Below are 25,945 nucleotides of genomic sequence, written 5' to 3' on the forward strand. Positions count from 1 at the left end.
CTGTGCATCGAACAGCGCCGTCGCTGGAGCGTCTTGCGATCTGACGGATCGCGTCAGGTCGCAAAGGCGCGTCGAAACAAGGAGTTGGAGCAAAGCACGTTTCCTCCCACACGCGCTTTGCTCTAGACATGCCGGATTCGGAGGGTCTCGTGCGGAACGATTTGAACGGCACTGCGGGCGGGGTGCCTGCCTCGCAGGCCGGCCTGGCGGCGCTCATGACGGTGGGCGGGATGGTCTCGGTCCAGCTGGGCGCGGCCCTGGCCCGGCCGGTCATCGACACCTACGGCCCCGTCTCCACCAACTGGGGGCGGCTGGCCTGGGCGGCGATCATCATGGGGCTGGCGGTGCGCCCGAGCCTGCGCGCCTATCGGCGCGGGGACCTCCTGACCGCCCTGGCGCTCGGGGCGACCATCGCCCTGATGACGATCGCCTTCTTCATGGCCATCGAGCGGGTGCCGCTCGGCCTCGTCGTCGCCATCGAGTTCCTTGGGCCCCTCGGCGTGGCGGCCCTCGGCTTCGCCCGCAGCTGGCGCCTGGTCTGGCTGGTGCTGGCCCTTGCCGGCGTCCTCGCGCTGGTGCTGGATCGGAACGGCTGGAGCGTCGATCCGTTCGGCGTCGCCTGCGCGCTCGCGGCGGGCGCGGGATGGGGCGCCTACATCCTGCTGAGCAAGAGCATCGGCAAGACCTTCAAGGGGCTGGACGGCCTGGCCATCTCCTTCGTCGTCGCGGCGCTGGTCGCGGCCCCCTTCGCCCTGGCCGAAACCCGCCTGACCCTGCCGGCCGGCCTCGTCGTCCACACCGTCGGCCTGGCCGTCCTGACGCCGCTGCTGCCGTTCGCCCTGGAGATGCTGGCGCTCAAGCGACTGCCGGCGGCGACCTTCGGTATCCTGATGAGCGCCGAGCCCGGCATCGGCGCCCTCGCCGGCTACCTGATCCTCCACGAGCCGCTCAGCCTGCAGCAGGTCGCCGGCATCGCCGCAGTGATCTCGGCCAGCGCCGGCGCGGTCCTCTCGGCACGGGAGTGACGGGGCCGGACATTGTGCCGGGCGCGCGGCGAGCATGTCCCGGGGCCGGGCCGAGTCCCGCGACAAGCCGCTCGCCCCTGTCCCCGCCGGGCGGCCCGTGCCATGCTGCACGCGATGCGGCCCGGCTCCCCGGCCGCGGGGACCGAATCGATGATCTGCGCCTTCGTCGAATTGCCGGACGGGCTGGAGCCGGAAGGACCGCTCTGGGATGGGCTGCGCCGCGGCGTCGACGCCGCCCGGCCGGACATCCTCGTCGTCAACGAGATGCCGTTCGGACCCTGGCTCGCCGGCGCGGCACGCTATAACGCGGCGGCGGCCGAGCGCAGCCTCGCCCTCCATGAGCGCGGGCTCGCCGCCCTCGCCGGCCTCGGCGTTCCGGCAGTGCTCGGCTCCCGGCCGGTGCGGCACGGCGACCGCCTGGCGAACGAAGCCTTCGCGCTGGAGGGCGGCATTGCCCGGCCGCTGCACCGCAAGCAGTGCTTTCCCGAGGAGGACGGCTGGTACGAGGCGACCTGGTTCGAGGCCGACGGCAGCGGCTTCGCCGTCCACACGGTCGCCGGCCTTCAAGTCGGCGTCCTGCTCTGCACCGAGCTGATGTTCAACGAGCATGCCCGCCGCTACGGGCGCGCCGGGGCCGACCTGATCGTCGCCCCGCGGGCGACGGGGCTGGAACAGCACTCCTGGGGCGTTGCCGGCGCCATGGCCGCCCTCGTCTCCGGCGCCTATGTCGTCAGCTCGAACCGCGCCGGCAGCACGCCCGGCGCGCCGGTGTTCGGCGGCCGCGGCTTTGCCGTCGCACCGGACGGCACGCTGCTCGGCGAGACGTCGCGACAGGCCCCGCTCGCGGCCTTCGCCCTCGATCCCGACCGCGCCCGGCGGCAGAAGCGCGAATATCCCTGCTATGTCGAGGAAGCGCCGCAGCGTCGCTGACGGAGTTCATTCGGCAAAGGCGATGTCGAGCGCTCGCGCCGCCAGCACCGCCTGGGTGCGGTTCTGCACGTTCATCTTGCGCATGATCGCGGTCATGTGGCCCTTCACCGTCGCCTCGGAGATGCCGAGGTCGTAGGCGATCTGCTTGTTGAGGCGGCCGGCCAGGACCCCGACCAGCACCTTGATCTCGGCCGGCGTGAGCCGGGCGATCCGCTGGGCCATCTCGGCCACCGCCGGGTCGCGCTCGGCCTGGGGCTTGCCGTCGCGCTCGCCGGCGAGCGCCCGGCGGATCGCCGCCTCGATGCTGGACAGGTCCGCGGTCTTCGGCACGAAGCCGATCGCGCCATAGGCGCGCGCGCGGGCCGCCGCGTCCGACTGGTCGGCGGAGGAGATCACCAGGATCGGCGTCTCCGGCCGCTCCGCATGCAGCAGGGCGACGCCGGAGAAGCCCTCCGCGCCCGGCATCCTCAGGTCGAGCAGGACCAGGTCGAGCTGTGCGGCATGGCGCGCCGCATCGGCGGCCTCGCCGAGCTGGCCGGCCTCCAGAACGCGCGCGCCGGGTGCGGCCCGCATCACCGCGATCTTCAGGGCCTCGCGGAAGACCGGGTGGTCGTCGGCGACCAGGATGACGGGCGCGGTCATGGCGAACGGCCGCCGCCGCGCCACGCAGCCGGCTCCGCGTTCCCCGAGACGCTCCGATGCCCCATGCGTCCGCGCGCTCCAGACCGCGGCGGCACGGCGCCGCTCGTCCGTCCCGCCATGCCGCCCTCCCCGTTTGCGCCAGCATAGGCGTGATTCCCCCCGGCACCCAAGACGAAAGTCGGGTGGGGAGCCGACCAAGGTCGCATGGACGACGCGGCGGCCGGAGCCGATGCTGGCGCCAATCGGGAAGCCGCCGCAGCACGGCCCCGGGACCAGGGAGGGGATCGGCGACCGGCAATCGCAGGCGACGGGCACGGCCGCCGTGGCGCGGCAACGGATCGGAGCGCGGGCGCGGCCCCGGGCTCCCGTCGCCGCAGTGACGCTCCCGGCGGACAGGCCGGCCGCGAGAGCCCGACGTCGCCCCCCACCCGGCCCGGACCGGCGGCCGAGCGCCGCTTCCGGACGTCGTTCGTCATGCAACCAGGCTCCCCGCCGAAGGGAGCGGCCCGCGACAGGGCCGAAGAGGAGGAAACCATGGTCACCATACCCTCAGAGCTGCCGAGGCATCACGAGGCGACGCAGAGCGAGAAGCTCGTCATCGCCGCCTCCTCGCTCGGCACCGTGTTCGAATGGTACGACTTCTATCTCTACGGCCTCCTGGCCACGGTCATCACCGCCCAGTTCTTCTCCGGCGTCAACGAGACCACCGGCTTCATCTTCGCGCTGGCCGCCTTCGCGGCCGGCTTTGCCGTGCGGCCCTTCGGCGCCATCGTCTTCGGCCGCATCGGCGACCTGGTCGGCCGCAAGAACACCTTCCTCGTCACCATGGGCATCATGGGCCTGTCGACCTTCCTGGTCGGCATGCTGCCGAACTATGCCTCGATCGGCGTCGCGGCGCCGGTGGCGCTGGTGCTGCTGCGCCTGCTGCAGGGCCTGGCGCTGGGCGGCGAATATGGCGGCGCGGCCACCTATGTCGCCGAGCACGCCCCCAACAACAAGCGCGGCCTCTACACCAGCTTCATCCAGACCACGGCGACGCTCGGCCTGTTCGCGGCCCTGCTCGTCGTCATCGGCGTGCGCACCGCCCTGGGCGAAGAGGCCTTCGCCAGCTGGGGCTGGCGCGTGCCGTTCCTGGTCTCGATCATCCTGCTGGCGGTGTCGATGTGGATCCGCATGCAGCTCAACGAGAGCCCGGTCTTCAGGAAGATGAAGGAGGAGGGCAAGGCCTCCAAGGCGCCGCTGACCGAAGCCTTCGGCCGGTGGAGCAACCTGAAGATCGTCATCATCGCCCTGGTCGGCGCCGTCGCCGGGCAGGCCGTGGTCTGGTACACCGGCCAGTTCTACGCCCTGTTCTTCCTCGAGAAGACCCTGAAGGTCGACGGGGCCACCACCAACATCCTGACCGCGGTCGCCCTCGCCCTCGCCACCCCGGCCTTCGTGTTCTTCGGCTGGCTCTCCGACCGGATCGGCCGCAAGCCGATCATCCTGGCCGGCTGCCTGCTGGCGGCGCTGACCTACTTCCCGCTGTTCCAGGCCCTGGCGAAGGCCGCCAACCCGGCGCTCTATGCGGCGCAGCAGGCCTCGCCCGCCAGCGTCACCGCCTTCCCCGGCGAATGCTCGGTGCAGTTCGACCCGATCGGCAAGAACAAGTTCGACTCCACCTCCTGCGACATCGCCAAGGCCTACCTCGCCAAGGCCGGCATCCCCTACTCCAACATCGCGGCGCCGGCCGGCTCGGTGGCGGAGATCGAGATCGGCGGCACCAGGATCCCCGGCGTCAACCCGGCCGCGCTCGACGGCGATGCCCGCAAGGCCGCGATCAAGGCCTTCCAGGACCAGGTCAAGGCGGCGCTCACCGCGGCCGGCTACCCGGCCAAGGCCGATCCGGCGGCGATGGACAAGCCGATGGTGGTGCTGATCCTGTTCGTGCTGGTGCTCTACGTCACCATGGTCTACGGCCCGATCGCCGCCCTGCTGGTGGAGCTGTTCCCGACGAAGATCCGCTACACCTCGATGTCCCTGCCCTATCACATCGGCAATGGCTGGTTCGGCGGCTTCCTGCCCACCACCGCCTTCGCCATGGTGGCGGCCACCGGCGACATCTATTACGGCCTCTGGTACCCGATCGTCGTCGCCGTGATCACGGTGATCGCCGGCCTGCTGTTCCTGCCCGAGACCTTCAGGCGCCGCATCGACGACTGAGGCGCCCCCGGCCCGCCGATGCGCCGGCACCGGCGGGCTGTCGGGAACTTCCACGGGGTCGGGTGGCGGAGGCCGCCCGGCCCCGTGCCGTTGTCGTCATCCATCGCCATAGCCTCATTCCGGAGCGGACACCGCCTTCGACATCCTGCGGCGTTCGGGCGTCTCCGCCTCGACGACGAAACCTTCACGCCGATAAAACCTGTCGGCAGGGTTGGTGGTCAGAACGCTCAGCTTCGTAGGAAGCCCTTTGTGCGCGGCCTCATCGACCTTGCGCTTCAGCGCGACTGCCCCCAGTCCGCGCCCCTGGAAGTCAGGCCCGATATAGAGCTTCTCGATGAACAGATGGTCCGGATGCCAGACGACCGCGATGCAGCCGACCGCATCGCCATCCAACTCGATGATCTCATGCCCGGCAATGTCCAGCGTCTCAGCCGTTTCCGATGGCTCCCAACGGCCCCAGAGAGCTTCGGCGTAGCCACGCATGCAAGATTCCTCCAGTTCCAAAAGATATCTTCCATCTGAATGTCCGGCGGGGCGCAGCGTAATCGGCATGTTCGCTCATCCTTCGGTGTGCAGTGCTCGCGATGCCGACTTCTGATCGGTGATCGAAACAGCCAGGCTCCGGGCTGCAAGGTGCCGCAAAATCGGCCCGGAAGCTCAGGAGTTCTGCCATATGAGAGTCTTGAACTGCTTAAATCGTCCTTTCATCGTCAACCCATCCCGCATGGACAACCCCAGCAGGACCAGATTGACGGCCCCGGCGACGATCTCGACCGCCTGCACGGCATAGAAGATGGCGTCGAACGCAGCATTCTGCGCCTTCCAGCTCAGGAACAGGGCTGCCGGCACCAGGACGAGAAGTCCGTTCGGGGCAATGATCTTCATGCGCCGGTGTTTCTTCGCCGCAAGTCCCTTCGGCTTCCCGCCGGACAGGACGAAGCCTGTCGCTCCGACGATGATGAAGGACACGACGAGCGGAGGCAGGCGCGTCACGATCCAGCCTTTGGCCGTGGCGATCTCCGCCGCGGAACCGGCCAGCTCGGCCGCTATCGTCAACCCGAGAAAGCAGGCGATCGTGATGAACGCGACAAGGCCCGCAACGACGTGGAATATCCGTAGCACCGACCGCATCGCCATGGCATCTTGCCTCCGTGCGTCACATAGCCAACTATATAGCATACGATACAAATAGCAGACCGTGACCTCCATGTTCGATCGCACGCAATCGCCGGGATACATGACCAACTGGGCCGCGCGCCTGTTCGCGCGGGCGATCGACCGCAGGCTCCGGTCGATCGGGATTTCCTCCGGGCAACTCCCCGTGTTCTTCGCGCTGGGCAATGGCGACGCCCTGTCGCAAAAGGCGCTCACGCGCGCGGCGGCGATCGAACAGCCGACGATGGCGGCGACCTTGTCCAGGATGGAACGGGACGGGCTGATCGAACGCAGGCCCGACCCGTCGGACAAGAGAAGCGCCCTGATCTCCCTCACCCCGGCCGCGCTGGCAAAAGTCCCGGCCCTGCGCGAGGCCATCGCCGGCGTCAATTCAGCCGCCGTCGCCGGCCTCGCCCCGGACCAGCAAAGAGCTTACCTCGCGACCCTCGGGAGCATCATCGCCGCGCTGGATGCAATCGCAGAGGATGAGTAATCGCGAGAGCCCCCGACCTGCGGCACATTTTGCGATCGACCTATGGGACATGGCGTTTTGGGAGCTTCGGGGCGATCCAGAGGGATGCGGAAGGCGAGGAAGTTCGAATCTCCTCCGGCCCGCCAAACACCGCCGATTACCGCACAAATTGGTCAGTTATCTGTTTAATTATCAATTAGATAGCGCTGTATGGGGTGTTCAACCTGCTTACAGGGGTTCTCGCATGCCCTACCAGTCACATGCCCCTTCGCTATACCCGCCGATAGCACGCTATGGCGCGAACAGCGGCTCGCTCATTGGGTTCGTCCCCAACACGACAACCCAGTACCTATCAAGCGTAGTGCTTCCCCTCCAAGGCCGATACTAAGTCGTGTCCCATCTAGTCGTGGGTCTTGATTTATCCGGCCATTGGCCGTACATTGCCCTCTGATTTTGGAGGCGACTATGCCTGAAGCAGCAAAGAGACCCACGTCTGGTCGTATTCGAGGCGAGCGCCTTGAAACACGCGTAACCGTTGACCAGAAGCGCCTGATCGAACACGCCGCAGCCTTGCAGGGCCGCTCTGTGACGGATTTCGTTCTGTCGAGCCTTCAGGATGCGGCGCGGCGCGCCATCGATGAATATCAGCGTCTTGAGCTTTCGATTCGGGACAGCCAGGCCTTTGTGAAGGCCTTGATCGAGCCGCAGCCCGTCAACGAAAGGCTGAGTGATACGGTTCGCCGTTATCGTGAGAGAACAGGCGTCTGACGCGTGGGAGAGGCGGATGACATTCTGCGGGTCGAGCTTCTCGGCCCGCAACATGACCGTTCAGGGTTCGGAAGTGGTGTGGAACCACTCGACCGATATTTTCAGACGCAGGCTGGACAGGACGCCAGAAAGAAGTTGGCAGCGCCATTCGTCCTTGTGCTGAAGGACGGCAGCATTGCCGGATATTATACGCTTTCGTCAACGGCGGTGCGGCTTCCGGAGCTGCCGGAGGCCGCTGTCCGAAAGCTGCCACGCTACCCGCTTATCCCAGCGACCTTGTTGGGGCGTCTTGCTGTAGATCAGCGCTACCAGGGAAAAGGGTACGGGCGCTTTCTTCTCGCGGATGCACTCTATCGGGCTGTGCGTAGCGAGATCGCGTCCTTTGCGGTGATCGTGGACGCCAAGGACGAAAACGCCAAACACTTCTATAAGCGCGAGAGCTTTTTGCCGTTTCCGGATCAGCCGATGAAATTGTTTCGGCCGATGGTGGATATTGAAGCGTTGTTCAAATGAGCGCTACAGCTGGCTAAAGAGATTTCCAAGTATTCCGTATATTATCATGCCAGCCAGTGGCTTCTCAAACAACGCAAGCAGAGGTTACTTCGGTTATGGGCAGGACAACAACGAGCGTTGAACAGCAGCAAGCGATGCGGTCAGCATGGAAATGGCCCGTCTAAGGGTTAGGAGGGGTGGAATGGCCGGCGAGGAGCATGTATCCGTTGCGGTAAGAGATGATTTCGTCGCGCGGCAGACCAAGGCGAAGCCGGTGCCTGCTCTTGCAGAGCTGTTGTGGAACAGCCTTGACGGAGATGCCACCGAGGTATCGGTCGAGTTCGCGCACGACGATCTTGCAGGCGGGATGTCGAAAATCGTCGTCTATGATAATGGCGACGGATTCTCCCGTGGTGATGCCCGTGCTCTGTTCGGCAATCTCGGCGGCTCTTGGAAGCGCCACATCCGACAGACAAAGCGGAATCACCGCCTGATCCACGGTCAGGAAGGGCGCGGGCGTTACAAGGCATTCGCTCTCGGGCAGTCCGTCACTTGGAAGGTATGCTACGATGAGCCGTCCGGACGAAAGGCGTTCGAAGTCCGGCTCTTGGAAGCCGATCTCACCGACGTCATTATTAGCGAGGAAGTGCTAGCGCCCGAACGTTCCACAGGCGTCATCGTCGAAATTAATGACCTCCGGCGTGATTTTAGAACCTTCGAGAGCGAAGACGGCATTCAGGATCTGAATGAGATTTTCGCGCTCTATCTGATGAACTATCGGAGCGTCTCGATCTCCGTCGCTGGCCAAAGGCTGGACCCCGAGAAGGTGATCGCCAGCCATCACAAAACGTCACTGCCACCGATCGAAAAAGATGACGGCACGCTTCACGATGTCGAGCTTGAAGTTATCGAATGGCGGACAGATGCACGGCGCGTCCTCTATCTCTGCTCCGCAAGCGGCTTTCCATTCGATCAGGTCGAGACGCGCTTCCATGTTCCCGGCTTCTCTTTCTCCGCATATCTGAAATCCAGCTACGTCGATGAATTGCACAACGAGGAACGTGTTGCGCTCTCGGAGATGGACCCTTTACTGAGCGCGGCCGTCGAAAATGCCCGCACCTCGATTAAGGACTATTTTCGCGAAAAATCGGCGGAAAAGGCCCGGTCTCTAGTAGATGAGTGGATTGCCGAGGACGTTTATCCCTATCGGGGTGTACCCCAAAACGCGGTCGAAAAGGTCGAACGCCAGGTTTTCGATATCGTAGCGGTTCAGGTTCAGGAACTTGCACCCGATCTTGGTATCAGCTCGGCAAAGGCCAAAGCGCTGCACCTACGTATGTTGCGCAACGCAATTGAACGCGGACCGGAGGAGTTGCAGCTCATCCTGAAGGAAGTGCTGGACCTTCCGGCGCGCAAGCAGAAGGAACTTGCGAACCTACTCCAGGAAACGACGCTGTCAGCGATTATCACCACCGCTAAGACCGTTGCCGATCGGCTGAAATTTATATCCGCGCTAGAGTCGATCGTATTCGATCCCGAAACCAAAGGCCGCTTGAAGGAGCGCGCCCAGCTTCACAAAATCCTCGCCGAAAACACCTGGGTATTTGGCGAAGAGTATAACCTATGGGTGAGCGACAAGGATCTTCGTCGCGTCCTCGAGAAGCATCGGGACCATCTCGATCCGAACATCTCGATTGATGAGCCCGTGAAAGTGATTGGCAAAGCGCGCGGCATCATTGACCTGATGTTCTCGCGCTCAACGCGACGGCATCGCGCCAACGACATCGAGCACATGATCGTCGAACTCAAGGCGCCGAAGGTGAAGATCGGCGCTGACGAAATCACGCAAGCAAAAAAATACGCAATCGCCGTCACATCAGACGAACGGTTTTCGACCGTCGACGGTGTGCGCTGGCACTTCTGGCTGGTCTCCAACGCCTATGACGACTTCGCAAAGCATGAGATGGAAAGTGGTCCGGATCGCGAGCGCCGCCTGATCGCGCGGGGGCCGCGACATATCGTCGGCATCAAGACGTGGGGCGAACTCATCGAGGAAAATCGGGCTCGGCTTCAGTTCTTCCAAGAGCACTTGCAGCATTCCGCTGACGAGAGCACCGCGATCAAGTATTTGCAAGAAAAGCACAGCCAATTTTTGGAAGGCGTCATCGTCGAAGACGCCGACGAAAATAGTGACGAGCAGCCGGAGGCTTTGGCAGCGGCTAAAGGGCAGGCTTAGGCATGCACACCTGCCCCCCTCCAAAGGAAGCGTTGGCGCTTTGGCTGAAAGCTTACGGTTCTATCCGTAACGGCAATTACGGTCATCTGCTTCTTGAACAGCACGGCGAAGCGGCGGAACCGCTGCTCGATGCTCTCCGTCCCTATTTCGAATCTGCACATCTCGACGCTCGGGAACACTTCCACAAGAAGGTTGGGATCAACTTGCACCCCGACGCAGCCGGGACAACAGATATAACCTACCCGACTAGCCTGTCGAAAAAAGCAAAGCGTGGACTGTTCGGCGAAGTTCTGGCCGGTCTCGTGACCGAAGCTTATCAAGAGCACTATGTAGGCGGCCACGCATGGAGCGTCCCGATCTTTCTATTTCGAGAGCATGACGACGTAGAGAAGTTTCTTTGGGCACTGAAATTCGATCCCGGCCGGGTCCGCGAAATCTACGGAAGGCACGGAACCGACTTCGTAGGTATTGCCCTCGGCGAAGGCGGCGAAGTGGTCCGGGTGATCGCCGGCGAAGCGAAGTGGCGAAAAACCCTTAATGACTCAACGGTGGCCGCGCTCATGTATGGGCCCAAGGTGCGGAATAAAGAAACGCAGGAACTGGAGCATACAGATCGCGGCATCTGGTTTGAGGTCAATCGGGATACTCCGATCCCTCATGGGCTACGCCAGCTCCAGTTCCTACTCGAGCAATGCGATCCAGATAGCTATGCGGCGGCAATCTTATCGATCGATCGCGCCGTACTGGAATTGGGGGTGCCACCGCCCCGCACCGATCTTATCGTCATCGCGGGCAATGGTGCGGCCAATCGTGGCGACGCCGAGAGCGTACTCGATTGGGAGAATAGGCCCGCCGACTATAAGGCAGCGCGCGATCTCCAGGTCGTTGAAGTCATCCTGACGAAGGGGGACGCCTTGATTGACGCGCTGTATGACTCGCTTTGGAGTGATGCCTAATGGCTGAGCGGGATGGCGAGCGTCTAGCCTTGGCGCAGCAGGTTCGCGCAGCGCTGGCGATCGAGAACGAACTTACCCGGCCGCAAGCTCGCGCCTATGTGCGATGCCTACAGACGACGTGGCAGGTGCCGGCAATTGCCTGGAGTAATCGTGATTCGGCGCGGCAACTCGATGACAGTCGTCGACTTCTGCACGCGGCCCATATCTTCCGGACAATCGAAGGCGTTTCATCGACTCGCGCGATCGATTGCTATCGTCGCGTCGGGGAGATCTTGGAGTGGCTTTCGCGGGCGGACGACAACGTCCGGACCGTTGTACCGATCGAGCTATTGTCTGCGGCAGCCTATCAGCTTGGCGGCCTTCCGGCCATGGCCGCAGGACTGCTTGGTCAGGTCCAGTCCGAGTTTGACGGTGTACAACTCTATACAGCGTTTCTTCAGGCTAACTTCGACGAGGTCGTTCGACATGCAGCGCGATTCTGGGCGGAGAATGGGGAGCTGACCGGCGCAGACGGCAATCAGGCGATTCTGAGGGCATTGGCGGACGAGGATGGCGGTGCCGGTCCCACTTGGGCGGTAACCATTGAGCTTGTGCGGTGCCTTGGTCTAATTGGCGACAGCCTCCGCCGGGGTGACGAAGATCGGCTCGCTACTGCTATGACGAAACTGCACGCACTCGATGAACTGGCGAACCGAGTATTTAGCCACGATGCGGCGCTTGTCATCAACCTCATGCGCCAGGTCGCTGACCGCTATGCGGACGCTACGATCTACAAGCCACTCCGAGCACTGGCGCGCATGCGCCCCGATCGCACGGACCGGTTGCTTGCCTATGGCCGGGACCAATATAGCCGCGGTCGCGGTGTGCTATGGACTTCGCAGCTCCATGGGCTGGACCGTTTGCTGCGCGACTCCAATTTCGCGCTCTGCACGCCGACCGGGTCGGGCAAGACACTTGTCGCGAACTTGGCGCTGATCAAGGAATTGCTCCTGCGCGAGCGCGATAATGCCCTCGGGCCGATTGCGCTCTACATCGTGCCGTCCCGCGCGCTGGCTGGCGAAGTGGAGGCAAAGCTGGTGGCCGAGCTGCGTGGCGATGTGATCGTCACAGGGCTCTATGGCGGCGCCGATTGGGGCATCACGGACTATTGGCTCACGAGCGAAGAGCCTGTGGTGCTGATCGTCACGGTGGAAAAAGCAGACGCCCTGCTAAGATATTTGGGGTCATTGCTCATCGCGCGGCTCGTCCTCTTGATCATCGACGAGGCGCACCAGGTGGTACCGGAGGCGACGGAAGCTACGGCTGTGAGCTTTTCAGATCATAGCAATCGGTCGATCCGACTGGAAAATCTCGTCTCCCGGATTTTATCGCAACGACCCGATGTCATCCGTATCGCGTTGACAGCCGTTGCAGGCGGTGCGTCAGAGCCAGTCGCACGCTGGATCGAGGGGCGCGCCGATGCCGAAGCCGTGGGCGTGCGGTATCGAAGCACACGACAAGTAATTGGCGTTCTAGAGACGGCACCGGGCAGCTCTGGTCAGATTTTGCTCGACCTTATGAACGGGCGGCCCCTGTACCTCCGAAACGAAGAGGCCCCAGTCTATCTGCCGTTGCGGATAGCGCCGATGCCGGCACTTCCTGCGCAATGGCGAAACAGCCTCAACAGATTCAACTGCCTGTCTGTTCTGTGGACCGCGTTGCACCTCGCTCAGGAGGATCAGCGCATTCTGATCTCGGTGACCCAAGAGCCAGAGCAAACCATGCGCTGGTTTAAGGAAGCGATGGAGCACGGTGCTTGGCAGGAACTCGGTGCTTTCACGGTGCCCGAGGGTTATCTCGGTGCCCGTTTCATGGAAGCGCGGGCCGCCTGTCTCGATTACTGCGGTGCGGATTCGTTCGAGCTGTTCCTGCTCGAACATGGAATCGCAACGAGCCATGGCCAGATGCCGCAACGTCTCCGCCGCCTCATGGTCGAGATGATCGATCGAAAGATTTGCCCGATCACGGTCGCAACCGCTACGTTGACGGAAGGTGTAAATCTCCCGTTTGATTTAATCTTTCTGACGTCGCTCAAGCGGCGATCCTGGGACCCTGTCGCCGAAGCGCCGATCATCGCACCGCTGACGACAGCCGAATTTCGAAACCTCGCGGGCCGGGCGGGCCGGCCTGGTGCAGCCAAAGGGATAGAGGGCATGACATTGATTGCCCTGCCCACGCGGATTTCGGCGACCGCAGCGGGGCAGCGCAACGTGCAGGATCGGCAGCGAGGCGAGTTGGTCGAGGACTACGAGAGGCTGCGGCGGTCTCTCATCGTGGAGGAACAAGATGCTGACGCGGTGCCGAGTCCGCTGGCGCTCCTGCTCAACTACATTTGGCAGCAAGCGAACCGGCTTCTCGGTGTTCAACCCGACGCCTTCATGGATTGGTTGGAAAGTACTGCGCCAGCCACGGTCAGCCCGGACGTGGGAATGGGGGCGGCCCGCCCACAACCCCGACTGGCGGATGCGATGGACGAACTCGACAGTGTGTTGCTGACGGCGCTTGCGGAAAGCGAACGCACGACCGACGCGCCGATGGACGCGGCGCGGGCGGAAATGGAGTTGAAGGGGCTTTGGGCTAGGACCTTCACCGTTGTAGCCGCCGCGCAGGAGGCATGGCTTGAAGCGGCCTTTATCAAGCGGGGCACGGGCATCGTTACGCAGTTGTACCCCGACCCGGCGGAGCGACGACGCCTTTATCAATATGGATTCCCGCCAGTGGTGGGGCGCCGATTTGAACCGATCGCGAAAAAAATCCGCGCGCTTATCGCCGGGGCTGTTGGCTATGGGGCGATGGACGCCATCGCACGCATCGACGTCTTCGAGTCAATCGGAAATCTTCTCGAAACGGATCGTGGATTTGGGTTTCGTATCCGGGCGACGCAAGGTGACGAAGCTCTGCTTGAACGCTGGAACGACGTGCTCGGCTGGTGGATGAACGAACCTGGCGCCGCTGGGCCGGACGCGCAAAATCTGCGATCGTGGCAACGTTTCGTAGCCGACAACCTGGAGTTTCGACTAGGAGTCGCTATTGGTGCCGTGGTGGCGCTGGCGTGGGCGGACGGGGCACCCAATGCAACCGCGATACCGAATTTGGCGACTTGGAAAGAGACGACGGGATTGCCCTGGTTCGGCTTCTGGGCGCGAGAACTGCTTCGTTGGGGTACGCATGATCCCTTCGTCGCATTCTGTTTATCACAGGGCCTCGCGCAAACCCGCGAAGTGGCTGCTGCGCGCCGCGCCGAGTTCGAGACATGGCTTGATGATCAGTTGGTCGCTGACGATACGGACAACCTCATCGACCCACAGCTTTTCCAGCAATGGCGAGCCAGCTTGCCGAAACCGGAGTCCACGGCGACAGCACAGGTGTCATTCGACACCGATCTGACTGGCACGGATGGCCGCCGGAGCCGCTATGCTGTTATTCCCGTGCAGGCGGAAGGAGAGACGCGTTGGCTCGATCCAGCGGGTTTCGAGCTTGCCGTCTCACAAGGTGGCGGTCCAGAGGGCTACGACCCATTTCGATGTGACTACGAGCTTCGAACTGCCGGAAAGCGGGCTGGCGTCATGCGAACGTTCCGACCAAATTGAGTAAAGGCCTATTTGCGCAAGTTTTTCTGGACAATGACAATACTCTGCTTTCAAGAGGATTGTGGAGATGAGCGTTGAAGCGGGCACGCCCCAACAAAGGCACTTCGCGTAGCTTGATAGCTGACTCACCCCCCAAAAGGGCCGATATGAGCGTAGAGCAAACAGGTCCTCGTGGTCGACGGCGATAAGCAAATTCGCCGATTCCCTTGGTGACTATTTTGGAGGGGTATAGAGGGCTATGGAGTAGATATAGTTCTCATCGCTATCCCGCATGGCCCGCCATAAGCCGCCGATTGCCGCACAAATTGACCGGATATCTCTTTAATTATCAATCGGATAGCGGCTTTCGGACAGCGGCCCTATGGGCAAGGGTTCTCGCACGCCCTACCAGTTAGCATCCTCGTACCATCTAGACTGGCAACCAGCATCCGAACTGTCTCTAACCGATATGAAAACGGGCCTGTCTCAGATGAGGTTGATGTTCCGCTGGGAGCGAGGGGTGCGCAGACATTGCGGTAATGAAAGCCGAGGGCGACTTCAGATATTGTTCCAGCTTGTCTTCACGCATCAGAGAAACGAACAAAGCGCACGACTTCGCCTGACAGTTTACCGATTTACCGGGGTTAAACTCAATGTCGGTGAAACCATCATACCGCATCTCACCGTCCATTCGATTTTTCAGCCAAGTGCGGTGCGGAAAGATCGCATTGAGATAGAGCCAGTCATAGAACACAGTTGTCGGCTTCAGTGGAAAGTCAAATCCGCCAAACTTGAAGCCCGTGAGAGCGCCAGAGCCGCGAAGGCGTGGGTCGCGCTTTGCCTCCCTTGGCTCGACATCATAGAGGTCGGTATACGGACCACCGTGCTCGAAAACCTTGCTCCCCTGAAAGGCATTCTCCAGCGGCATATCCCCCACATTTGTCATGATACGAAGATGAAAGGCGCTCAGATGACGCCCAGCTACCTCATCTGACTTGCTCGAAACCTCCAGGAGAGGTTCGTATCCGGCCTGCTTTGCGGCGTCATGAAGCGCCCGAATGTTCTTCTTTTTCTGAACCTCTGCGAAACCGCCCGCCCATGGAATCTCGAAATCGACTCGCCTGACGTAGCCGTTCTCTTCGGTCGTGGGAATGAAGATCGGTCTCTCTGCCAAACTAGATGTTCCTTATGTAGGCGAGCGGGATGACGTGCGGGACAAGCACCTCGTACTTCTCCGCCTGGGCCAGACGCGCTTTGATCGCCGGCTCCCTCCAATCCGTCCAAGTGTACAGAATTTCGAAGTCGATGAGAGCTTCGGCTTCTGCAATAGCAACCGACTCGACGCCAGCCTTGTTGGCTACGTCATTTGTAAAGCGGACACCTTCGAGCTGCATGACGGAAGGGTTGATCTGCAGGAATATAGTGTCCGTAATCCGTCCTTCCTGCCGCGCGATAAACTCCATCGGATGGGTGTCTCGGAAACAGAGATGAACGTAGTTTCCCATTCCCTTCAAAGCGTCCGCGTCACGGCTCCACTCATTGCCGCCAGGTGCAGGTATTTTTACCTTCTTCTGATCAAGCTGTGACAGCGGATGGAGACCTCCCATTTCCTTGATCACCGAAAGGTTCCGCCGATCCGTGAAGTGATAGAGTAGTGGCACCTTTTCCAGTTTATCGATTGCCATGTTGCCCCCCAAGTAGACGTAGTTCTCCGTTTTGTCGGCTTCGGCCCGCCAAACACCGCCAATTGCCCTCCACGGCGCGATTTCCCCGCCGATCACCGCATCGTCCCCAAGCGGTACTGAGAACCGCCGATTGTACGGTACAGCCCGATATATCTTGAAGCAAGCGACCTAATCTTACTGAGTCAGAAAGCCGCGGATTGGATCGGTATTTTGGGGCGAGCCGCCGGCGTATGGTGTTGGACTGATTTGGCCGGCATCATCGGAGGGTGGGATGGACGGTTTGGCGAGCCGGGAGAGTGAAGCGCGCTTTTCGAGCTATGTCGAGGGTCTTGTCGGGGTGATCGGCCACCCAGATCTGATCGATCCCGGTGGGGATGAGCGAGCGGATGAGGTTGGGCGCGATGCGAAAGCCGTGATTGCTGTCGGTGGTTCGGGGCACGAAGGCCCTGGTGCGCAGGACGAGCAGATTGTCCTCGCGCATCAGGCGCAGCACCCGTTTGGCGTTCACCTCGATGCCCTGGCGTTTGAGCTCCCTGGTCATGGGGCGATAGCCGTAGTGCTTGTGCTGGAGGGCGATGCGGTGAATGGCATCGCGCAGATCGGTGTCGGCTCTGGCCGGGGCCTTGCGCTCGAGAAAGCGATAGTAGCCGGCGCGCGACACGCCGGCGAGGCGGCAGAGCTGGTCGACGGCGGGGGCGCCTTGCAGGGTGCCGCTCCCGGTCATCGCTTGGACGACCGCGTAGAGCCGGGCACGGACGGATCGGGCGTCTTGCCCGCGTCCAAGGCCTGCAAGGCACGTTGAAAAAAATCGAGGCCCGCCTGCTGGCGGCCGATGATGCGTTCGAGTTCGCCGATCCGCACCTCGGCCTTGGCCAGGGCCTCGGCCGGATCCGGTGCGGCCGGCTCCGGCGGTGGCGCCAGAGCCGCCGCCAGGCGCCGCTCGCGCAGGCCCGGCTTCGGGCCGCGCTTGTGGCAGAGCCCGGCGGCTCCTTCCGCCCGCCAGAGCGCGCGCCAGCCATAGAGCACCTTGCGGCTGATACCGAGGTCGCGGGCAACCGCCGCCAGCACCGCGCCGGCGTCCAGGCGCGCCATCGCCGCCTGCTTGAATGAGGGGGAGAAACTCCGGGGCGGAGTCCTGGGCTTGTCGGACATTCTGCCTCCGATAAGCCCTGTCACCCTAATTCCTGTGTCTCACAAGAGGGGGGCAGTCCACTGCGAGTTGGTGAAGACCTGCCACCGTATCATCGCCATCCCAATCCGGCTCAGGTCAACGGTCGCATTGGTAAGACGGCGGCCTCTTGAACAGCCGATTGACTGAACTAAATCGTATTTTGCCGGGCGCCCATTTGGGACCGGCATGCCGAGCGGATGCAACAGCATCCGGCGGCAGGAAAGCTTGTATCCATGTTGCTCAAAGGAGGATGTGGCTATGAGAACCACTTTCGACTTTTCTCCCCTGTTTCGGTCGAGCATCGGTTTCGACCGAATGCTGAACGCGCTCGAAGCTGCGAGCCGCGTCGAGACCAGCGACAACTGGCCTCCCTATGACATCGCCAGGACCGGCGAGGACGACTACCGCATCACCATGGCGGTGGCCGGCTTCAGCCAGGACGCGTTGAGCATCACCCAGAAGCAGAGCATGCTCATGGTGTCCGGTCAGAAGGCTGGCGACGACAAGGCTGAATACCTGCATCGCGGCATCGCCGGGCACGCTTTCCAGCGCCGCTTCGAGCTGGCCGACCATGTGAAGGTCGTCAATGCCAGCCTCGTCAACGGTCTGCTGACGATCGATCTCAAGCGCGAGATTCCCGAGGAGATGAAACCGCGCAAGATCGAGATCGCGGCCGGCAGGGCGCTGCCCAAGGTCGAGACGAAGCAGATCGAAACCGGGAAGCAGGTCGCCTGACCTTTCCCGCGAGCGCGCTTCGCGTATGGCGTCGGCCCTGTCCGGCGCCACCGGGAAAGTATTGCCAATCGAACGAAAGGAGGAGAACGATGAGTGTCCGTGATCTGATTCCGTGGGGCCGCAGCAACGGCAACCAGATTCCGACTGTCTTCCGCGACAGCGATCGTGATCCGTTTCTGTCGCTGCATCGCGAGGTGAACCGGCTGTTCGACGACGTCTTACGTGGCTTCGGTTCGCACCTGCCTTCTTTCAATGGCGCTTCCGCCTTCGGCGGCGGCTGGCCGAGCGTCGAGATTTCCGACGGCGAGAAGGCGGTCAAGGTGACGGCCGAGGTGCCCGGTCTTGAGGAGAAGGACGTCGAGGTCCTGCTCGATGACGGCGTGCTGACGCTGAAGGGCGAGAAGCGTTCCGAGACGGAGGATAAAGACAAGCAGTTCTCCGAGCGCTTCTATGGCCGCTTCGAGCGCCGCATTCCACTCGGCTACGAGGTCAAGGGAGACGAGGTCGACGCGCGCTGCAAGAACGGCGTGCTGACCGTGACCTTGCCCAAGAGCGAGAAGGCGCAGTCGCAGGTCAAGCGCATTGCCATCAAGAGCTGACGCATAGCAGGCGCCGGCGACGGGCGATCCGGCCGCCGCCGGCAGCATCCTTCGCCGAACAGGGGAAAATGCCCTTCTCGACCGGGATGCGTGTGCATCTCGTGCAGAAAGTAAGATAAAGGAGCGCGATCACCTTATTCTCTCAATTACTGGCAGATCGTCGTGCCACCGCTCCCGTGGCAGGCTACTCGTAGCGATCGTGGCGGCGCACCCAATCCATTTCCTCGGCCTCGTTGCGGCCCTTCGGAGCGAGATCGAGCATGTTGTAGGTGCCCATCTGAAGTGGCTCCCGGGCTTGGGACCAGGGCTCGCAGTTCACCTCGACCGCCTTCACCGGCACGCTCGCCGCCGGCGGCATCCGGATCTCGATGGACGGGCGCGGGCGCTGGATGGACAACGTGTTCATCGAGCGGCTGTGGCGCTCGCTCAAGTATGAGGACATCCACCTGAAGGGCTGTGCCGACGGCCGCGAAGCCAAGGCGGGGATCGCCAGCTGGATCAGCTTTTATCATGGGCGGCGCCCGCACCAGGCGCTGGGCAACCGCACGCCGATGACGGTCTTGCGCGACGGCGTGACCGGCGCCCTCGACGACAAAGCTGCGGACATGGCGCTTCGCCACGGGCGAAGCTTGGACAACGCTCACGCGTTGCCCACAGGCCCACAGCCGCAACAGCAACAGACAGGTCTCGTGGCGCGATGGGACAAAGGATCGGAGACGGCCGAGCTTCCAACGAAGAAACCGGCCCCGCTGGTCCATATCATCGGGTCCACTTCACGGCTTCCCGAGTCTTGATACCCGTTTGGAAGGCGCGAAGCGGACATCTGATGCTGTCAGGCAACTCCACCCCCTATGTCTATTTTGGAGGGGCATAGAGGGCTATAGAGTAGATATAGTTCTCATCGGTATCCTGCACGTCCCGCCGATTGCCGCTGTCCACGCGCTGCGGCGCGACGTTCTCCCCGGGCGGATCAAGCCGGAAGGCTGGCTTCAATCCGGAATCGCGGCGGCCTCGGATTCGGATTGCAAAGTGTTGCAAATGTCCGCCGCGAAATGCCGATTTTTGCAAGCGCGTTTTGCGACGGAAAGTGTTGAGCAGTTTCAGCCCAGTGGAATCCGGGCTCAAAACTTAGGCGTTCTGCGACGGTCGGGTTCCACCCCGACCCATCGACCAACGGCATCTTCGCGGAACTACAAAGGCTCGAAGCTGAAACTCCCTGCTGTCCGGGAAATACGGCCGACCCCCGGCGAATCAAGATGCGCTCCCGCGATATAGGACGCACTGTCGGCGGCGAGGGCCATCATTTGCAGCCGACTTCGCCGCGCCATCTCCTGGTCGGCATCGAATTCCCACGCGACCTCCGGCCGCTCGAATTGGAGCGATGGCACATGCACGATGTCCCCCCAGATCAGGAGGGTTTCGCCACCATTCGTCACGCGAAAGCAGGTATGGCCGACTTCATGGCCGGGGGCGGCGACCGCCTCCATGTCTGCGCTCAGGCGCTGCCCTGCGTCAAAAGGCTCTGCGCGGTCATGGAAACGCTCCAGCCTCGCCTCCGCGCGGAACATCTCGAGCTCAAGCCGGGGAACGAGCAGGCGAGACAGTCGGGAAAAGCCGTCCCGGCCGTCCGGGAGGACAAGCCCGTTGACATGGTCGATGTGCGTATGAGTGAAAGCGATGGTCCGAACCCGATCGGCTGCGATCCCAGCCTCGCTCAAGGCGTCAGGCAGAAACCCCATTGTCGGGTACCACGCATTCGAAGCTCCCGTGTCGATCAGCATGACTTCGGAGCCGTCATCGATCGCAAAAGCGTTGACCGACAGCCTGAGCGCGCCGTCCGTAAGGCGCACTTGCGCTGGGAGGCTGTCGCTGAACGTCTTGTTTCCCGGCTGGCGCAACCTGCCAGGTGGCATATCGACATAGCCGTCACGCAAGGACGTAACAGTGATATGTCCGAGTCTGTAGGCTGCGTAATGCTGCCCGGACGAAATTCGTTTCAAATGGTCACTCTCCAATTCCCTTGCATCAATCCCGATTTTCGTTCGAGTTTCGTGCACCTTCCGCACATCAACCTGTAATATATCCGGTAAACAGTAGGGAGCAAGGCTGCGATGGCGGCTGTCATGCCACGTGCATCCGCCCCGGACGCGCCCGGTCGATCCGCACAACTGTGCCGCAACTGTTTTCAGCTGGCGGCCGGCATAGGCGGATCCCCACTCTTCGGCCTATTCCCACGACCAGGACGATGTCCGCCATCCGGCTCGGTTCCCGGCGGCCTTCCCGCAGCGGAATTCGGTCCTCGCGCTTTGGAACGAACGACGTGCGAGACCGTTCATCCATGACTTCGATACGTCGCCGCCGCTCCCGGCCGGCTGGGCAAGCGGCGCTCCCGAGGAGCCTCTCGCCATGACGATCTCATCCAGATGTCGTTCGGTCGCAGTCGCCGCCATCGCCGCCGCGGGAGTCGGCTTTGGCGGCGCCGCGCATGCTGACAGCGGCGCGATCCGCTTCACCGTCTACAAGGCGGCCTTCTTCATCGGTGGCTCCGGAGGCGATGGCACGCTGACCTTTCATGGTCGCCATTATCCCATCTCGATCGGCGGCCTCTCGGGCGGCCTGGCCTTCGGTGCCTCGAAGACCGATTTCCGAGGTACGGTGCGCCACATACGCCGCGCCCAGGATGTGACGGGGGTGTACGGCGCAGCGGGCGGCGGCGGCGCGCTCGTCAAAGGGGCCCAGGTCATCGTCATGAGCAACGACAGGGGCGCCCAGCTCGAACTCTCGGGCAGGCAGGTCGGCGTGCAGATCAACGTCGATCTCAGCGGCATGAGCATCACGGTGCGGTAAGGGCCGTCCAGAACTCCGCCACCTTTCCAGTCAAGCACCGGCGATATCGAAGGAAACGGTTCTGTGGCGTGGCTTACCCCCCATTCGCCCTGTCGTGCCGGCTGCGCGTCATCCAAAGAGCTCCCACCAGGCCGGCGAGACGAAGCGCGCGACCTTGGGGTCGTAGTAGCGGGCGTTGAGGTAGAGCAGACCGGTCTCGTCCTGGCGTTCGCCGATGAAAGCCTTGTCCTCCCGCGTGCTGCCGCTGGCCGAGGCCGGCGTGCCGCGCTGGAAGCCGTTAGCTCACGCTGCTGACCAGTAGCCCGCCCGCGTTGCCGACGATGGTGCGGATCGACCCGAGGTGATCCTTGAGCAGGATATAGGTCTGCGTCGCCTTGCCCGGCACGGCCTCCCGCTTCGTGCCCGACGTCGGATAGCTGATCCAGGTCGGCACGCAGGCATCGGTCGAGGCCGCATAGGTGACGCGCTCGTCGCCGAACACGGTGAGCGTCGTCTCCATCTGCAGCGGGCTGGGCGCGCTCGCGCAAAATCTCCAGCAGCGATCCTTGCATCCGACAACCTCCGATTCAGGCTGTCGGCCATGGATCCACACATTCGGGCCGGGCGAAATCCCAAAACCTCGTCAAAAATTCAGAGAACTGAACAGCCCCGGCGTTGAACAGCCTGGTTCAATTGGGCCGCATAAGGCTGAACTGTAATCTAAAGCCAGCGCCCTCTATGGCGATTCGCGCCTTCCTGAAGAAAGAATCGGCCTTTTTACTTAGCGGAAATTTTCCAACCAAATCTATAACTATATTATCACTCTTAGCATCTGACATTTTTTTAAAAACCTCACCACTCTCGATAAAGCGCAAATATGCGTTAAGTTTGTTTTGAAGCATGACGAGATGGTCGTCTTCATTTTCATCCCAAGGTAGATGATCACTGATCGTGAGCCATAGATCACCAGAAACCTTATCGATGGTAGCGAAGTCGACTGTATCTACCTGATCGACCGACATAATCAAGGTCCTCGAAAAAGTTGGACGGTTGTAGGAGGAAGTTGCATTCAACCAGGGAAACCAGGCTTACCCGCGCCAACGATCGTGCCGCCTGTTTGGCCGATCTCTGGGAAAGCCAAGATCTGATTTGGTGTTAAAGGTGCGGTAGACGAGGCATTGCATTCAATACAACCGATCTTGCCAGTCAACGGGTCTTGAGTAAGAAAGTCCAAACGGGTTCTCGCGCCGCTTTGGGTTTCAATCGTGATTTGCCGGCCAACGTTGAGACCACTTTGCTCCAATCTAGGGTATCTAGCCACTTTCCGTAATCGCCATTCAGTTGCAGCGCAGTGCGACTGAACTCTCGATAACTTTCGTACACTTTTAGAGCGCTGAGCCGATAATTCTCATCGTCGATCGACAGAGAGACCTGCAGATTTTCTTTGAAACGAGTGGCGCTATCGCGGGATGATAATCCACCCTTCCGAATTCAGAGCGACGGCAACGCCCTTTGTCTCCAGGGAAGGAATGAGGTGAGGGAATGTGCCGGTAAGAACGCCGTCATGGTTTGCACGGTCGCAGCTTCTGCACACCATTTCGTCCCAGCCCTGAACGCGCCGCCCGTCGTAGACGTGCTGCCCGAACTGGAACGCCCGCCGGCAAAGAAAGCACCTGATCATTGCGCGAGGCTCGGTGCTCGCGTTTCGGCCACTCCGCCTCGGCATTCGAATCACTCCCGTTTCCGAGAGGAACATACCAGCAACTCGCGCCGAAAAATCGAAAGGCTGCTTCCTTCCGATCCTTTCACACTCTGGTGGGAAGCGCACGACGTGCTGCGTAGTGCAGCAGGTAACGATCGTGTCTCTGGGAGTGGTGTAGCTGCCGGCGTTAGTCGCCGCGCTCTCCGGCGTTGGGCCGGGAGGATCAGCGCGCCACGGCTGGCAGGCTGATGAGTGGATCATCGCTCATCTGGCTGATGGTTTCCAGTGTCATGTAGCGGGCGCGCTGCACCGCCCATTTGTCATTCTGCTCGAGCAGCAATGCACCGACGAGGCGGACGATGGCGTCGTCGCTGGGAAAGCTGCCGACGACCTCGGTCCTGCGCGTGATCTCGCCGTTGAGCCGCTCGATCGGGTTTGTCGAGTGCAGCCTGGTGCGGTGCTCCTTGGGGAGACGCCGCTCGCGCCCATCGCCTTGACCAAGTCGTCGACCGAGCGTGTCGAGATGCCTTGCAAATAGGCCTCCTGGATCACCGCGGTGAGCGCCTTCTCGGCCATGCGTCGCGGCTCCAGGAAGCTCGGGAAGTAGGACCCCTTCCTAAGCCTGGGGATGCGCAGCTCCACCGTGCCGGCCCGCGTCTCCCGGTCCCGGTCGCGATGGCCGTTGCGCTGGGCCGTCCGCAGCGGGTTCTTCTCGCCATAGGCAGCGCCGCAGGTCGCCCCTACCTCCATCTCCATCAACCGCTCGGCCGCACAGCCTCACGCCCTACGCCCTGGCCAAGGCCATCGGCGTGCCACGCACGCGCATCGAGCGCGTGGCGCGGGAGGAGATCGGCGTCAGCGGCGACACCGCCTTGCGGCTCGGCCGCTACTTCGGGACCACGCCGGCCTTCTGGATGAACCTCCAGACGGCCCACGACCTGGCCACCGTGCCGGCCGAAGTGCAGGCCGCGATCGAGGCCATCCAGCCGCTCGAAACGGCGACCTGATCGTCCACGCGCGGCCCAGGCGTTGGGGTGATTGTTGGGGTGGTGCTGCGAGGCGCCGCCCACTGCGGCGTGAAAGTCGAGCTACATCAATCGAATAGACGAACCACAACGGCGGACACCGTCCGCCATGTCTTGAGCGGGCCGATCTGTCGAGCCGGGCTGATCGGCGCGCAATGGCGGGCCCGCGCCGCGGCCGGACGACGACCATTCGCCGCGCCGGCCCTGCGCATCCGCCCGGCGGCCTCACGCAGGCCTTCGCGCATGGCCCCGCCGGCGCGCCGGAGGCAGCCGGGCGCCGGCTGCCTCTCCCCGTGCCGGCCGGCGGCGCTCAGGCGCTGCGGTTCTTGCGGAAGGAGCTCTTGATGTGGACCTTGCCGTCGCGCAGCTCCAGCACGTCGAGGCCGAGCACCTCCACCCGCCGGCCGTCGCGGGCGGTGCCGACGAAGGTCCATTCCGACAGGGCCCTGCCGTCCATCACCGTGACGCGCCCCTTGGTCCACTGCCCGTCCGGGAAGGTGTCGAAGATCGCCCGATAGGCCTGCGCCACCGCCTCGGGGCCGACGATGCGGGCGCCCTCGGCGTCCGGGCCGGCCGAGGCCCAGAACTCGCAGTCGGGCGTCGACAGCGCCATGATCGTCTCCAGGTCGTGGCGGTTCCAGGCGGCGGAGAACGCCGTCAGCATCTCCAGGGTGGCATCGGCCATCGCGTTTCTTCCTCTACGGGCGGTTGGGAACGGGTCAGCCCTGCGCGCCGCCGGCGCACGCGAGGCTGAGGAACTCGTGGAAGGCCCGGGTCGCGGGGCCGGGCTCGGCGTCGGGGCGCCAGGCCAGGCCGACGTCCATGGAGGGAACGTCGTCCTCCAGGAAGCGCGTCTCCAGGCGCTGCCCCTCCAGCGACCAGGGACGGTAGACCATGTCGGACAGGACCGTGATGCCCATGCCGGCGGCGACCATGCTGCGCACCGCCTCCACCGACGAGGTGCGGAAGACGACGTTCGGCCGATAGGGCGTGCGCGCCCAGTAGCGGCCGGCGGTCTCGCCCGCCTCGTCGACCGTCAGCATGATGTAGGGGTGGCCGGCGACGTCGCGCAGCCCGACCCGCTCCTGCTTGAGCAGCGGATGCTCGGCCGGCACCCACAGCCGGCGGCGCGAGCGGATCAGCGTCTCGGACCGCAGCCTGTCGCGCGCCTCCAGGTTGGAGACCAGCATCACGGCGATGTCGAGGTCGCCGTCGACGAGGCCCCGCTCGATCGCGTCGCGCGGCGCCTCCCTCAGCTCCACCGTCACGTTCGGAAAGTTGCCTGCGAAGCGGGCGTGATGGCGCGGCAGGAAATAGCCGGCGACCGTGTAGGTCACGCCGACGCGCACCGTGCCGGCCACCTTGGCGCTGGCCGCCCGGGGCTCGCGCACCGCCTCGGCCACGGCCGCCATGACGTTGCGCCCGTGCAGCAGGAAGCGGTTGCCCTCGCGCGTCATCGACACGCCGCTCGGATTGCGGTCGAACAGGCGCACGCCCAGCGTGTTCTCCAGCTGCTGCACCGCCGCCGTCACCGCCGACTGCGAGACGTTGAGCTCGACCGCGGCCTGGGAGATCTGCCCCGCCTCCGCCGCGGCGATGAAGTAGCGGATCTGCTTGAGGGAAACCGACACCCCTATCTCCCGAACGCGTATCGCCCGCCACTATATCTGGTTTTTCGATGACGCCAGGAAATTCCGCCCGCCCGCGCTCCGCCCG

25 protein-coding genes and 4 pseudogenes are annotated in these 25,945 nt (G+C 62.9%); 14 read left to right on the forward strand and 15 right to left on the reverse strand.

Translation table 11 applies throughout. The features are described 5' to 3' along the window. Window positions 1-128: 128 nt before the first annotated feature. Together AC27L4_RS13995 and AC27L4_RS14000 are read left to right on the forward strand one after the other, a co-directional pair. Window positions 129-1,025 (forward strand): EamA family transporter, encoded by an 897-nt coding sequence (locus AC27L4_RS13995; RefSeq protein WP_487142814.1) that lies wholly within the window; start codon window positions 129-131, stop codon window positions 1,023-1,025. 150 nt (window positions 1,026-1,175) lie between these two features. Next, window positions 1,176-1,955, forward strand: coding sequence for a carbon-nitrogen hydrolase family protein (locus tag AC27L4_RS14000; protein WP_487142815.1), 780 nt, complete (start codon window positions 1,176-1,178; stop codon window positions 1,953-1,955). A 6-nt stretch (window positions 1,956-1,961) separates the two neighbouring features. Here AC27L4_RS14000 and AC27L4_RS14005 read toward each other — a convergent pair whose 3' ends face one another. Next, window positions 1,962-2,597: a response regulator gene (locus AC27L4_RS14005; RefSeq protein WP_487142816.1), complete on the reverse strand. Its 636-nt coding sequence runs from the start codon at window positions 2,595-2,597 to the stop codon at window positions 1,962-1,964. 534 nt (window positions 2,598-3,131) lie between these two features. Here AC27L4_RS14005 and AC27L4_RS14010 point away from each other — a divergent pair. After that, window positions 3,132-4,799: an MFS transporter gene (locus AC27L4_RS14010; RefSeq protein WP_487142817.1), complete on the forward strand. Its 1,668-nt coding sequence runs from the start codon at window positions 3,132-3,134 to the stop codon at window positions 4,797-4,799. Between the two features lie 114 nt (window positions 4,800-4,913). On the opposite strand, the gene AC27L4_RS14015 is transcribed toward AC27L4_RS14010, so the two are convergent. Then, window positions 4,914-5,351, reverse strand: coding sequence for a GNAT family N-acetyltransferase (locus AC27L4_RS14015; RefSeq protein ID WP_487142818.1), 438 nt, complete (start codon window positions 5,349-5,351; stop codon window positions 4,914-4,916). Between the two features lie 105 nt (window positions 5,352-5,456). Further along, window positions 5,457-5,936 carry a hypothetical protein gene (locus AC27L4_RS14020; protein ID WP_487142819.1) on the reverse strand — a complete coding sequence of 160 codons (480 nt, stop codon included), beginning with the start codon at window positions 5,934-5,936 and terminating at the stop codon, window positions 5,457-5,459. A 70-nt stretch (window positions 5,937-6,006) separates the two neighbouring features. On the opposite strand from AC27L4_RS14020, the gene AC27L4_RS14025 reads away from it, so the two are divergent. From AC27L4_RS14025 to AC27L4_RS14050, 6 genes are all read left to right on the forward strand, one after another. Further along, complete coding sequence (locus tag AC27L4_RS14025; protein ID WP_487142820.1) at window positions 6,007-6,447, forward strand: MarR family winged helix-turn-helix transcriptional regulator; 441 nt, start codon at window positions 6,007-6,009, stop codon at window positions 6,445-6,447. Window positions 6,448-6,891: 444 nt separating this feature from the next. Then, window positions 6,892-7,194, forward strand: a complete 303-nt coding sequence (locus tag AC27L4_RS14030) for a type II toxin-antitoxin system TacA family antitoxin (RefSeq protein WP_487142821.1) — start codon at window positions 6,892-6,894, stop codon at window positions 7,192-7,194. Window positions 7,195-7,197: 3 nt separating this feature from the next. Beyond that, entirely contained in the window at window positions 7,198-7,707 is a 510-nt protein-coding gene (locus tag AC27L4_RS14035) for a GNAT family N-acetyltransferase (RefSeq protein ID WP_487142822.1), read from the forward strand. A 181-nt stretch (window positions 7,708-7,888) separates the two neighbouring features. Continuing rightward, the gene (locus tag AC27L4_RS14040) at window positions 7,889-9,922 is read left to right on the forward strand and encodes an ATP-binding protein (RefSeq protein ID WP_487142823.1); all 2,034 of its coding nucleotides are present in this window, start codon (window positions 7,889-7,891) and stop codon (window positions 9,920-9,922) included. Between the two features lie 2 nt (window positions 9,923-9,924). Then, entirely contained in the window at window positions 9,925-10,878 is a 954-nt protein-coding gene (locus AC27L4_RS14045; protein WP_487142824.1) for an aminotransferase, read from the forward strand. Continuing rightward, on the forward strand, window positions 10,878-14,507 hold the full coding sequence (locus AC27L4_RS14050) for a DEAD/DEAH box helicase (protein WP_487142825.1): 3,630 nt from the start codon (window positions 10,878-10,880) through the stop codon (window positions 14,505-14,507). Before AC27L4_RS14045 ends, AC27L4_RS14050 begins: the two co-directional genes overlap by 1 nt. Window positions 14,508-14,946: 439 nt before the next feature. Here the strand turns inward: AC27L4_RS14050 and AC27L4_RS14055 are convergent, their stop codons facing one another. From AC27L4_RS14055 to AC27L4_RS14070, 4 genes are all read right to left on the reverse strand, one after another. Then, complete coding sequence (locus tag AC27L4_RS14055) at window positions 14,947-15,660, reverse strand: DarT1-associated NADAR antitoxin family protein (protein WP_487142826.1); 714 nt, start codon at window positions 15,658-15,660, stop codon at window positions 14,947-14,949. A 1-nt stretch (window position 15,661) separates the two neighbouring features. Continuing rightward, entirely contained in the window at window positions 15,662-16,267 is a 606-nt protein-coding gene (locus AC27L4_RS14060; protein ID WP_487142827.1) for a DarT ssDNA thymidine ADP-ribosyltransferase family protein, read from the reverse strand. Window positions 16,268-16,427: 160 nt separating this feature from the next. Next, window positions 16,428-16,895 (reverse strand): IS3 family transposase, encoded by a 468-nt coding sequence (locus tag AC27L4_RS14065; protein WP_487142828.1) that lies wholly within the window; start codon window positions 16,893-16,895, stop codon window positions 16,428-16,430. After that, the gene (locus AC27L4_RS14070) at window positions 16,892-17,323 is read right to left on the reverse strand and encodes a transposase (RefSeq protein ID WP_487142829.1); all 432 of its coding nucleotides are present in this window, start codon (window positions 17,321-17,323) and stop codon (window positions 16,892-16,894) included. Before AC27L4_RS14070 ends, AC27L4_RS14065 begins: the two co-directional genes overlap by 4 nt. Window positions 17,324-17,600: 277 nt before the next feature. Here AC27L4_RS14070 and AC27L4_RS14075 point away from each other — a divergent pair, with 277 nt between their 5' ends. Continuing rightward, window positions 17,601-18,077 carry an Hsp20 family protein gene (locus AC27L4_RS14075; RefSeq protein WP_487142830.1) on the forward strand — a complete coding sequence of 159 codons (477 nt, stop codon included), beginning with the start codon at window positions 17,601-17,603 and terminating at the stop codon, window positions 18,075-18,077. Window positions 18,078-18,166: 89 nt separating this feature from the next. Continuing rightward, window positions 18,167-18,676, forward strand: a complete 510-nt coding sequence (locus AC27L4_RS14080; RefSeq protein ID WP_487142831.1) for an Hsp20/alpha crystallin family protein — start codon at window positions 18,167-18,169, stop codon at window positions 18,674-18,676. Window positions 18,677-18,860: 184 nt separating this feature from the next. Here the strand turns inward: AC27L4_RS14080 and AC27L4_RS14085 are convergent. Continuing rightward, window positions 18,861-18,953 (reverse strand): annotated as a pseudogene (locus tag AC27L4_RS14085) (DUF899 family protein); the annotation flags it as partial. A gap of 22 nt (window positions 18,954-18,975) precedes the next feature. On the opposite strand from AC27L4_RS14085, the pseudogene AC27L4_RS14090 reads away from it, so the two are divergent. Next, window positions 18,976-19,227 (forward strand): annotated as a pseudogene (locus AC27L4_RS14090) (integrase core domain-containing protein); the annotation flags it as partial. 639 nt (window positions 19,228-19,866) lie between these two features. Here AC27L4_RS14090 and AC27L4_RS14095 read toward each other — a convergent pair. Continuing rightward, window positions 19,867-20,676: an MBL fold metallo-hydrolase gene (locus AC27L4_RS14095; RefSeq protein WP_487142832.1), complete on the reverse strand. Its 810-nt coding sequence runs from the start codon at window positions 20,674-20,676 to the stop codon at window positions 19,867-19,869. 406 nt (window positions 20,677-21,082) lie between these two features. On the opposite strand from AC27L4_RS14095, the gene AC27L4_RS14100 reads away from it, so the two are divergent. Further along, a complete protein-coding gene (locus AC27L4_RS14100; protein WP_487142833.1) occupies window positions 21,083-21,523 on the forward strand; it encodes a hypothetical protein in 441 nt (146 codons plus the stop codon). 108 nt (window positions 21,524-21,631) lie between these two features. On the opposite strand, the pseudogene AC27L4_RS14105 reads toward AC27L4_RS14100, so the two are convergent. The 4 genes and pseudogenes from AC27L4_RS14105 to AC27L4_RS14120 all read right to left on the reverse strand — a co-directional run. Continuing rightward, window positions 21,632-21,748, reverse strand: a pseudogene (locus AC27L4_RS14105) (RHS repeat-associated core domain-containing protein); the annotation flags it as partial. Between the two features lie 52 nt (window positions 21,749-21,800). Next, window positions 21,801-22,022 carry a hypothetical protein gene (locus AC27L4_RS14110; protein WP_487142834.1) on the reverse strand — a complete coding sequence of 74 codons (222 nt, stop codon included), beginning with the start codon at window positions 22,020-22,022 and terminating at the stop codon, window positions 21,801-21,803. Between the two features lie 169 nt (window positions 22,023-22,191). Continuing rightward, entirely contained in the window at window positions 22,192-22,524 is a 333-nt protein-coding gene (locus AC27L4_RS14115; protein ID WP_487142835.1) for a DUF6572 domain-containing protein, read from the reverse strand. A gap of 903 nt (window positions 22,525-23,427) precedes the next feature. Beyond that, window positions 23,428-23,981 (reverse strand): annotated as a pseudogene (locus AC27L4_RS14120) (transposase); the annotation flags it as partial. Between the two features lie 32 nt (window positions 23,982-24,013). Here AC27L4_RS14120 and AC27L4_RS14125 point away from each other — a divergent pair. Next, window positions 24,014-24,211 carry a HigA family addiction module antitoxin gene (locus AC27L4_RS14125; RefSeq protein WP_487142836.1) on the forward strand — a complete coding sequence of 66 codons (198 nt, stop codon included), beginning with the start codon at window positions 24,014-24,016 and terminating at the stop codon, window positions 24,209-24,211. A 328-nt stretch (window positions 24,212-24,539) separates the two neighbouring features. Here the strand turns inward: AC27L4_RS14125 and AC27L4_RS14130 are convergent, their stop codons facing one another. Both AC27L4_RS14130 and AC27L4_RS14135 read right to left on the reverse strand, forming a co-directional pair. Then, window positions 24,540-24,914, reverse strand: coding sequence for a nuclear transport factor 2 family protein (locus AC27L4_RS14130; RefSeq protein WP_487142837.1), 375 nt, complete (start codon window positions 24,912-24,914; stop codon window positions 24,540-24,542). A gap of 34 nt (window positions 24,915-24,948) precedes the next feature. Continuing rightward, window positions 24,949-25,860: a LysR family transcriptional regulator gene (locus AC27L4_RS14135; protein WP_487142838.1), complete on the reverse strand. Its 912-nt coding sequence runs from the start codon at window positions 25,858-25,860 to the stop codon at window positions 24,949-24,951. Window positions 25,861-25,945: the final 85 nt, after the last annotated feature.

The sequence above is a fragment of the Labrys sp. Lb11 genome (genome assembly GCF_057554225.1).

Excerpts from the sequence above, each read along its gene's own strand:
- AC27L4_RS13995 (WP_487142814.1), top strand. The coding sequence starts at position 129 with ATGCCGGATTCGGAGGGTCTCGTGCGGAACGATTTGAACGGCACTGCG.
- AC27L4_RS14000 (WP_487142815.1), top strand. The coding sequence starts at position 1,176 with ATGATCTGCGCCTTCGTCGAATTGCCGGACGGGCTGGAGCCGGAAGGA.
- AC27L4_RS14005 (WP_487142816.1), bottom strand. The coding sequence starts at position 2,597 with ATGACCGCGCCCGTCATCCTGGTCGCCGACGACCACCCGGTCTTCCGC.
- AC27L4_RS14010 (WP_487142817.1), top strand. The coding sequence starts at position 3,132 with ATGGTCACCATACCCTCAGAGCTGCCGAGGCATCACGAGGCGACGCAG.
- AC27L4_RS14015 (WP_487142818.1), bottom strand. The coding sequence starts at position 5,351 with ATGCCGATTACGCTGCGCCCCGCCGGACATTCAGATGGAAGATATCTT.
- AC27L4_RS14020 (WP_487142819.1), bottom strand. The coding sequence starts at position 5,936 with ATGGCGATGCGGTCGGTGCTACGGATATTCCACGTCGTTGCGGGCCTT.
- AC27L4_RS14025 (WP_487142820.1), top strand. The coding sequence starts at position 6,007 with ATGTTCGATCGCACGCAATCGCCGGGATACATGACCAACTGGGCCGCG.
- AC27L4_RS14030 (WP_487142821.1), top strand. The coding sequence starts at position 6,892 with ATGCCTGAAGCAGCAAAGAGACCCACGTCTGGTCGTATTCGAGGCGAG.
- AC27L4_RS14040 (WP_487142823.1), top strand. The coding sequence starts at position 7,889 with ATGGCCGGCGAGGAGCATGTATCCGTTGCGGTAAGAGATGATTTCGTC.
- AC27L4_RS14045 (WP_487142824.1), top strand. The coding sequence starts at position 9,925 with ATGCACACCTGCCCCCCTCCAAAGGAAGCGTTGGCGCTTTGGCTGAAA.
- AC27L4_RS14050 (WP_487142825.1), top strand. The coding sequence starts at position 10,878 with ATGGCTGAGCGGGATGGCGAGCGTCTAGCCTTGGCGCAGCAGGTTCGC.
- AC27L4_RS14065 (WP_487142828.1), bottom strand. The coding sequence starts at position 16,895 with ATGACCGGGAGCGGCACCCTGCAAGGCGCCCCCGCCGTCGACCAGCTC.
- AC27L4_RS14070 (WP_487142829.1), bottom strand. The coding sequence starts at position 17,323 with ATGTCCGACAAGCCCAGGACTCCGCCCCGGAGTTTCTCCCCCTCATTC.
- AC27L4_RS14075 (WP_487142830.1), top strand. The coding sequence starts at position 17,601 with ATGAGAACCACTTTCGACTTTTCTCCCCTGTTTCGGTCGAGCATCGGT.
- AC27L4_RS14080 (WP_487142831.1), top strand. The coding sequence starts at position 18,167 with ATGAGTGTCCGTGATCTGATTCCGTGGGGCCGCAGCAACGGCAACCAG.
- AC27L4_RS14100 (WP_487142833.1), top strand. The coding sequence starts at position 21,083 with ATGACGATCTCATCCAGATGTCGTTCGGTCGCAGTCGCCGCCATCGCC.
- AC27L4_RS14110 (WP_487142834.1), bottom strand. The coding sequence starts at position 22,022 with ATGGAGACGACGCTCACCGTGTTCGGCGACGAGCGCGTCACCTATGCG.
- AC27L4_RS14115 (WP_487142835.1), bottom strand. The coding sequence starts at position 22,524 with ATGTCGGTCGATCAGGTAGATACAGTCGACTTCGCTACCATCGATAAG.
- AC27L4_RS14130 (WP_487142837.1), bottom strand. The coding sequence starts at position 24,914 with ATGGCCGATGCCACCCTGGAGATGCTGACGGCGTTCTCCGCCGCCTGG.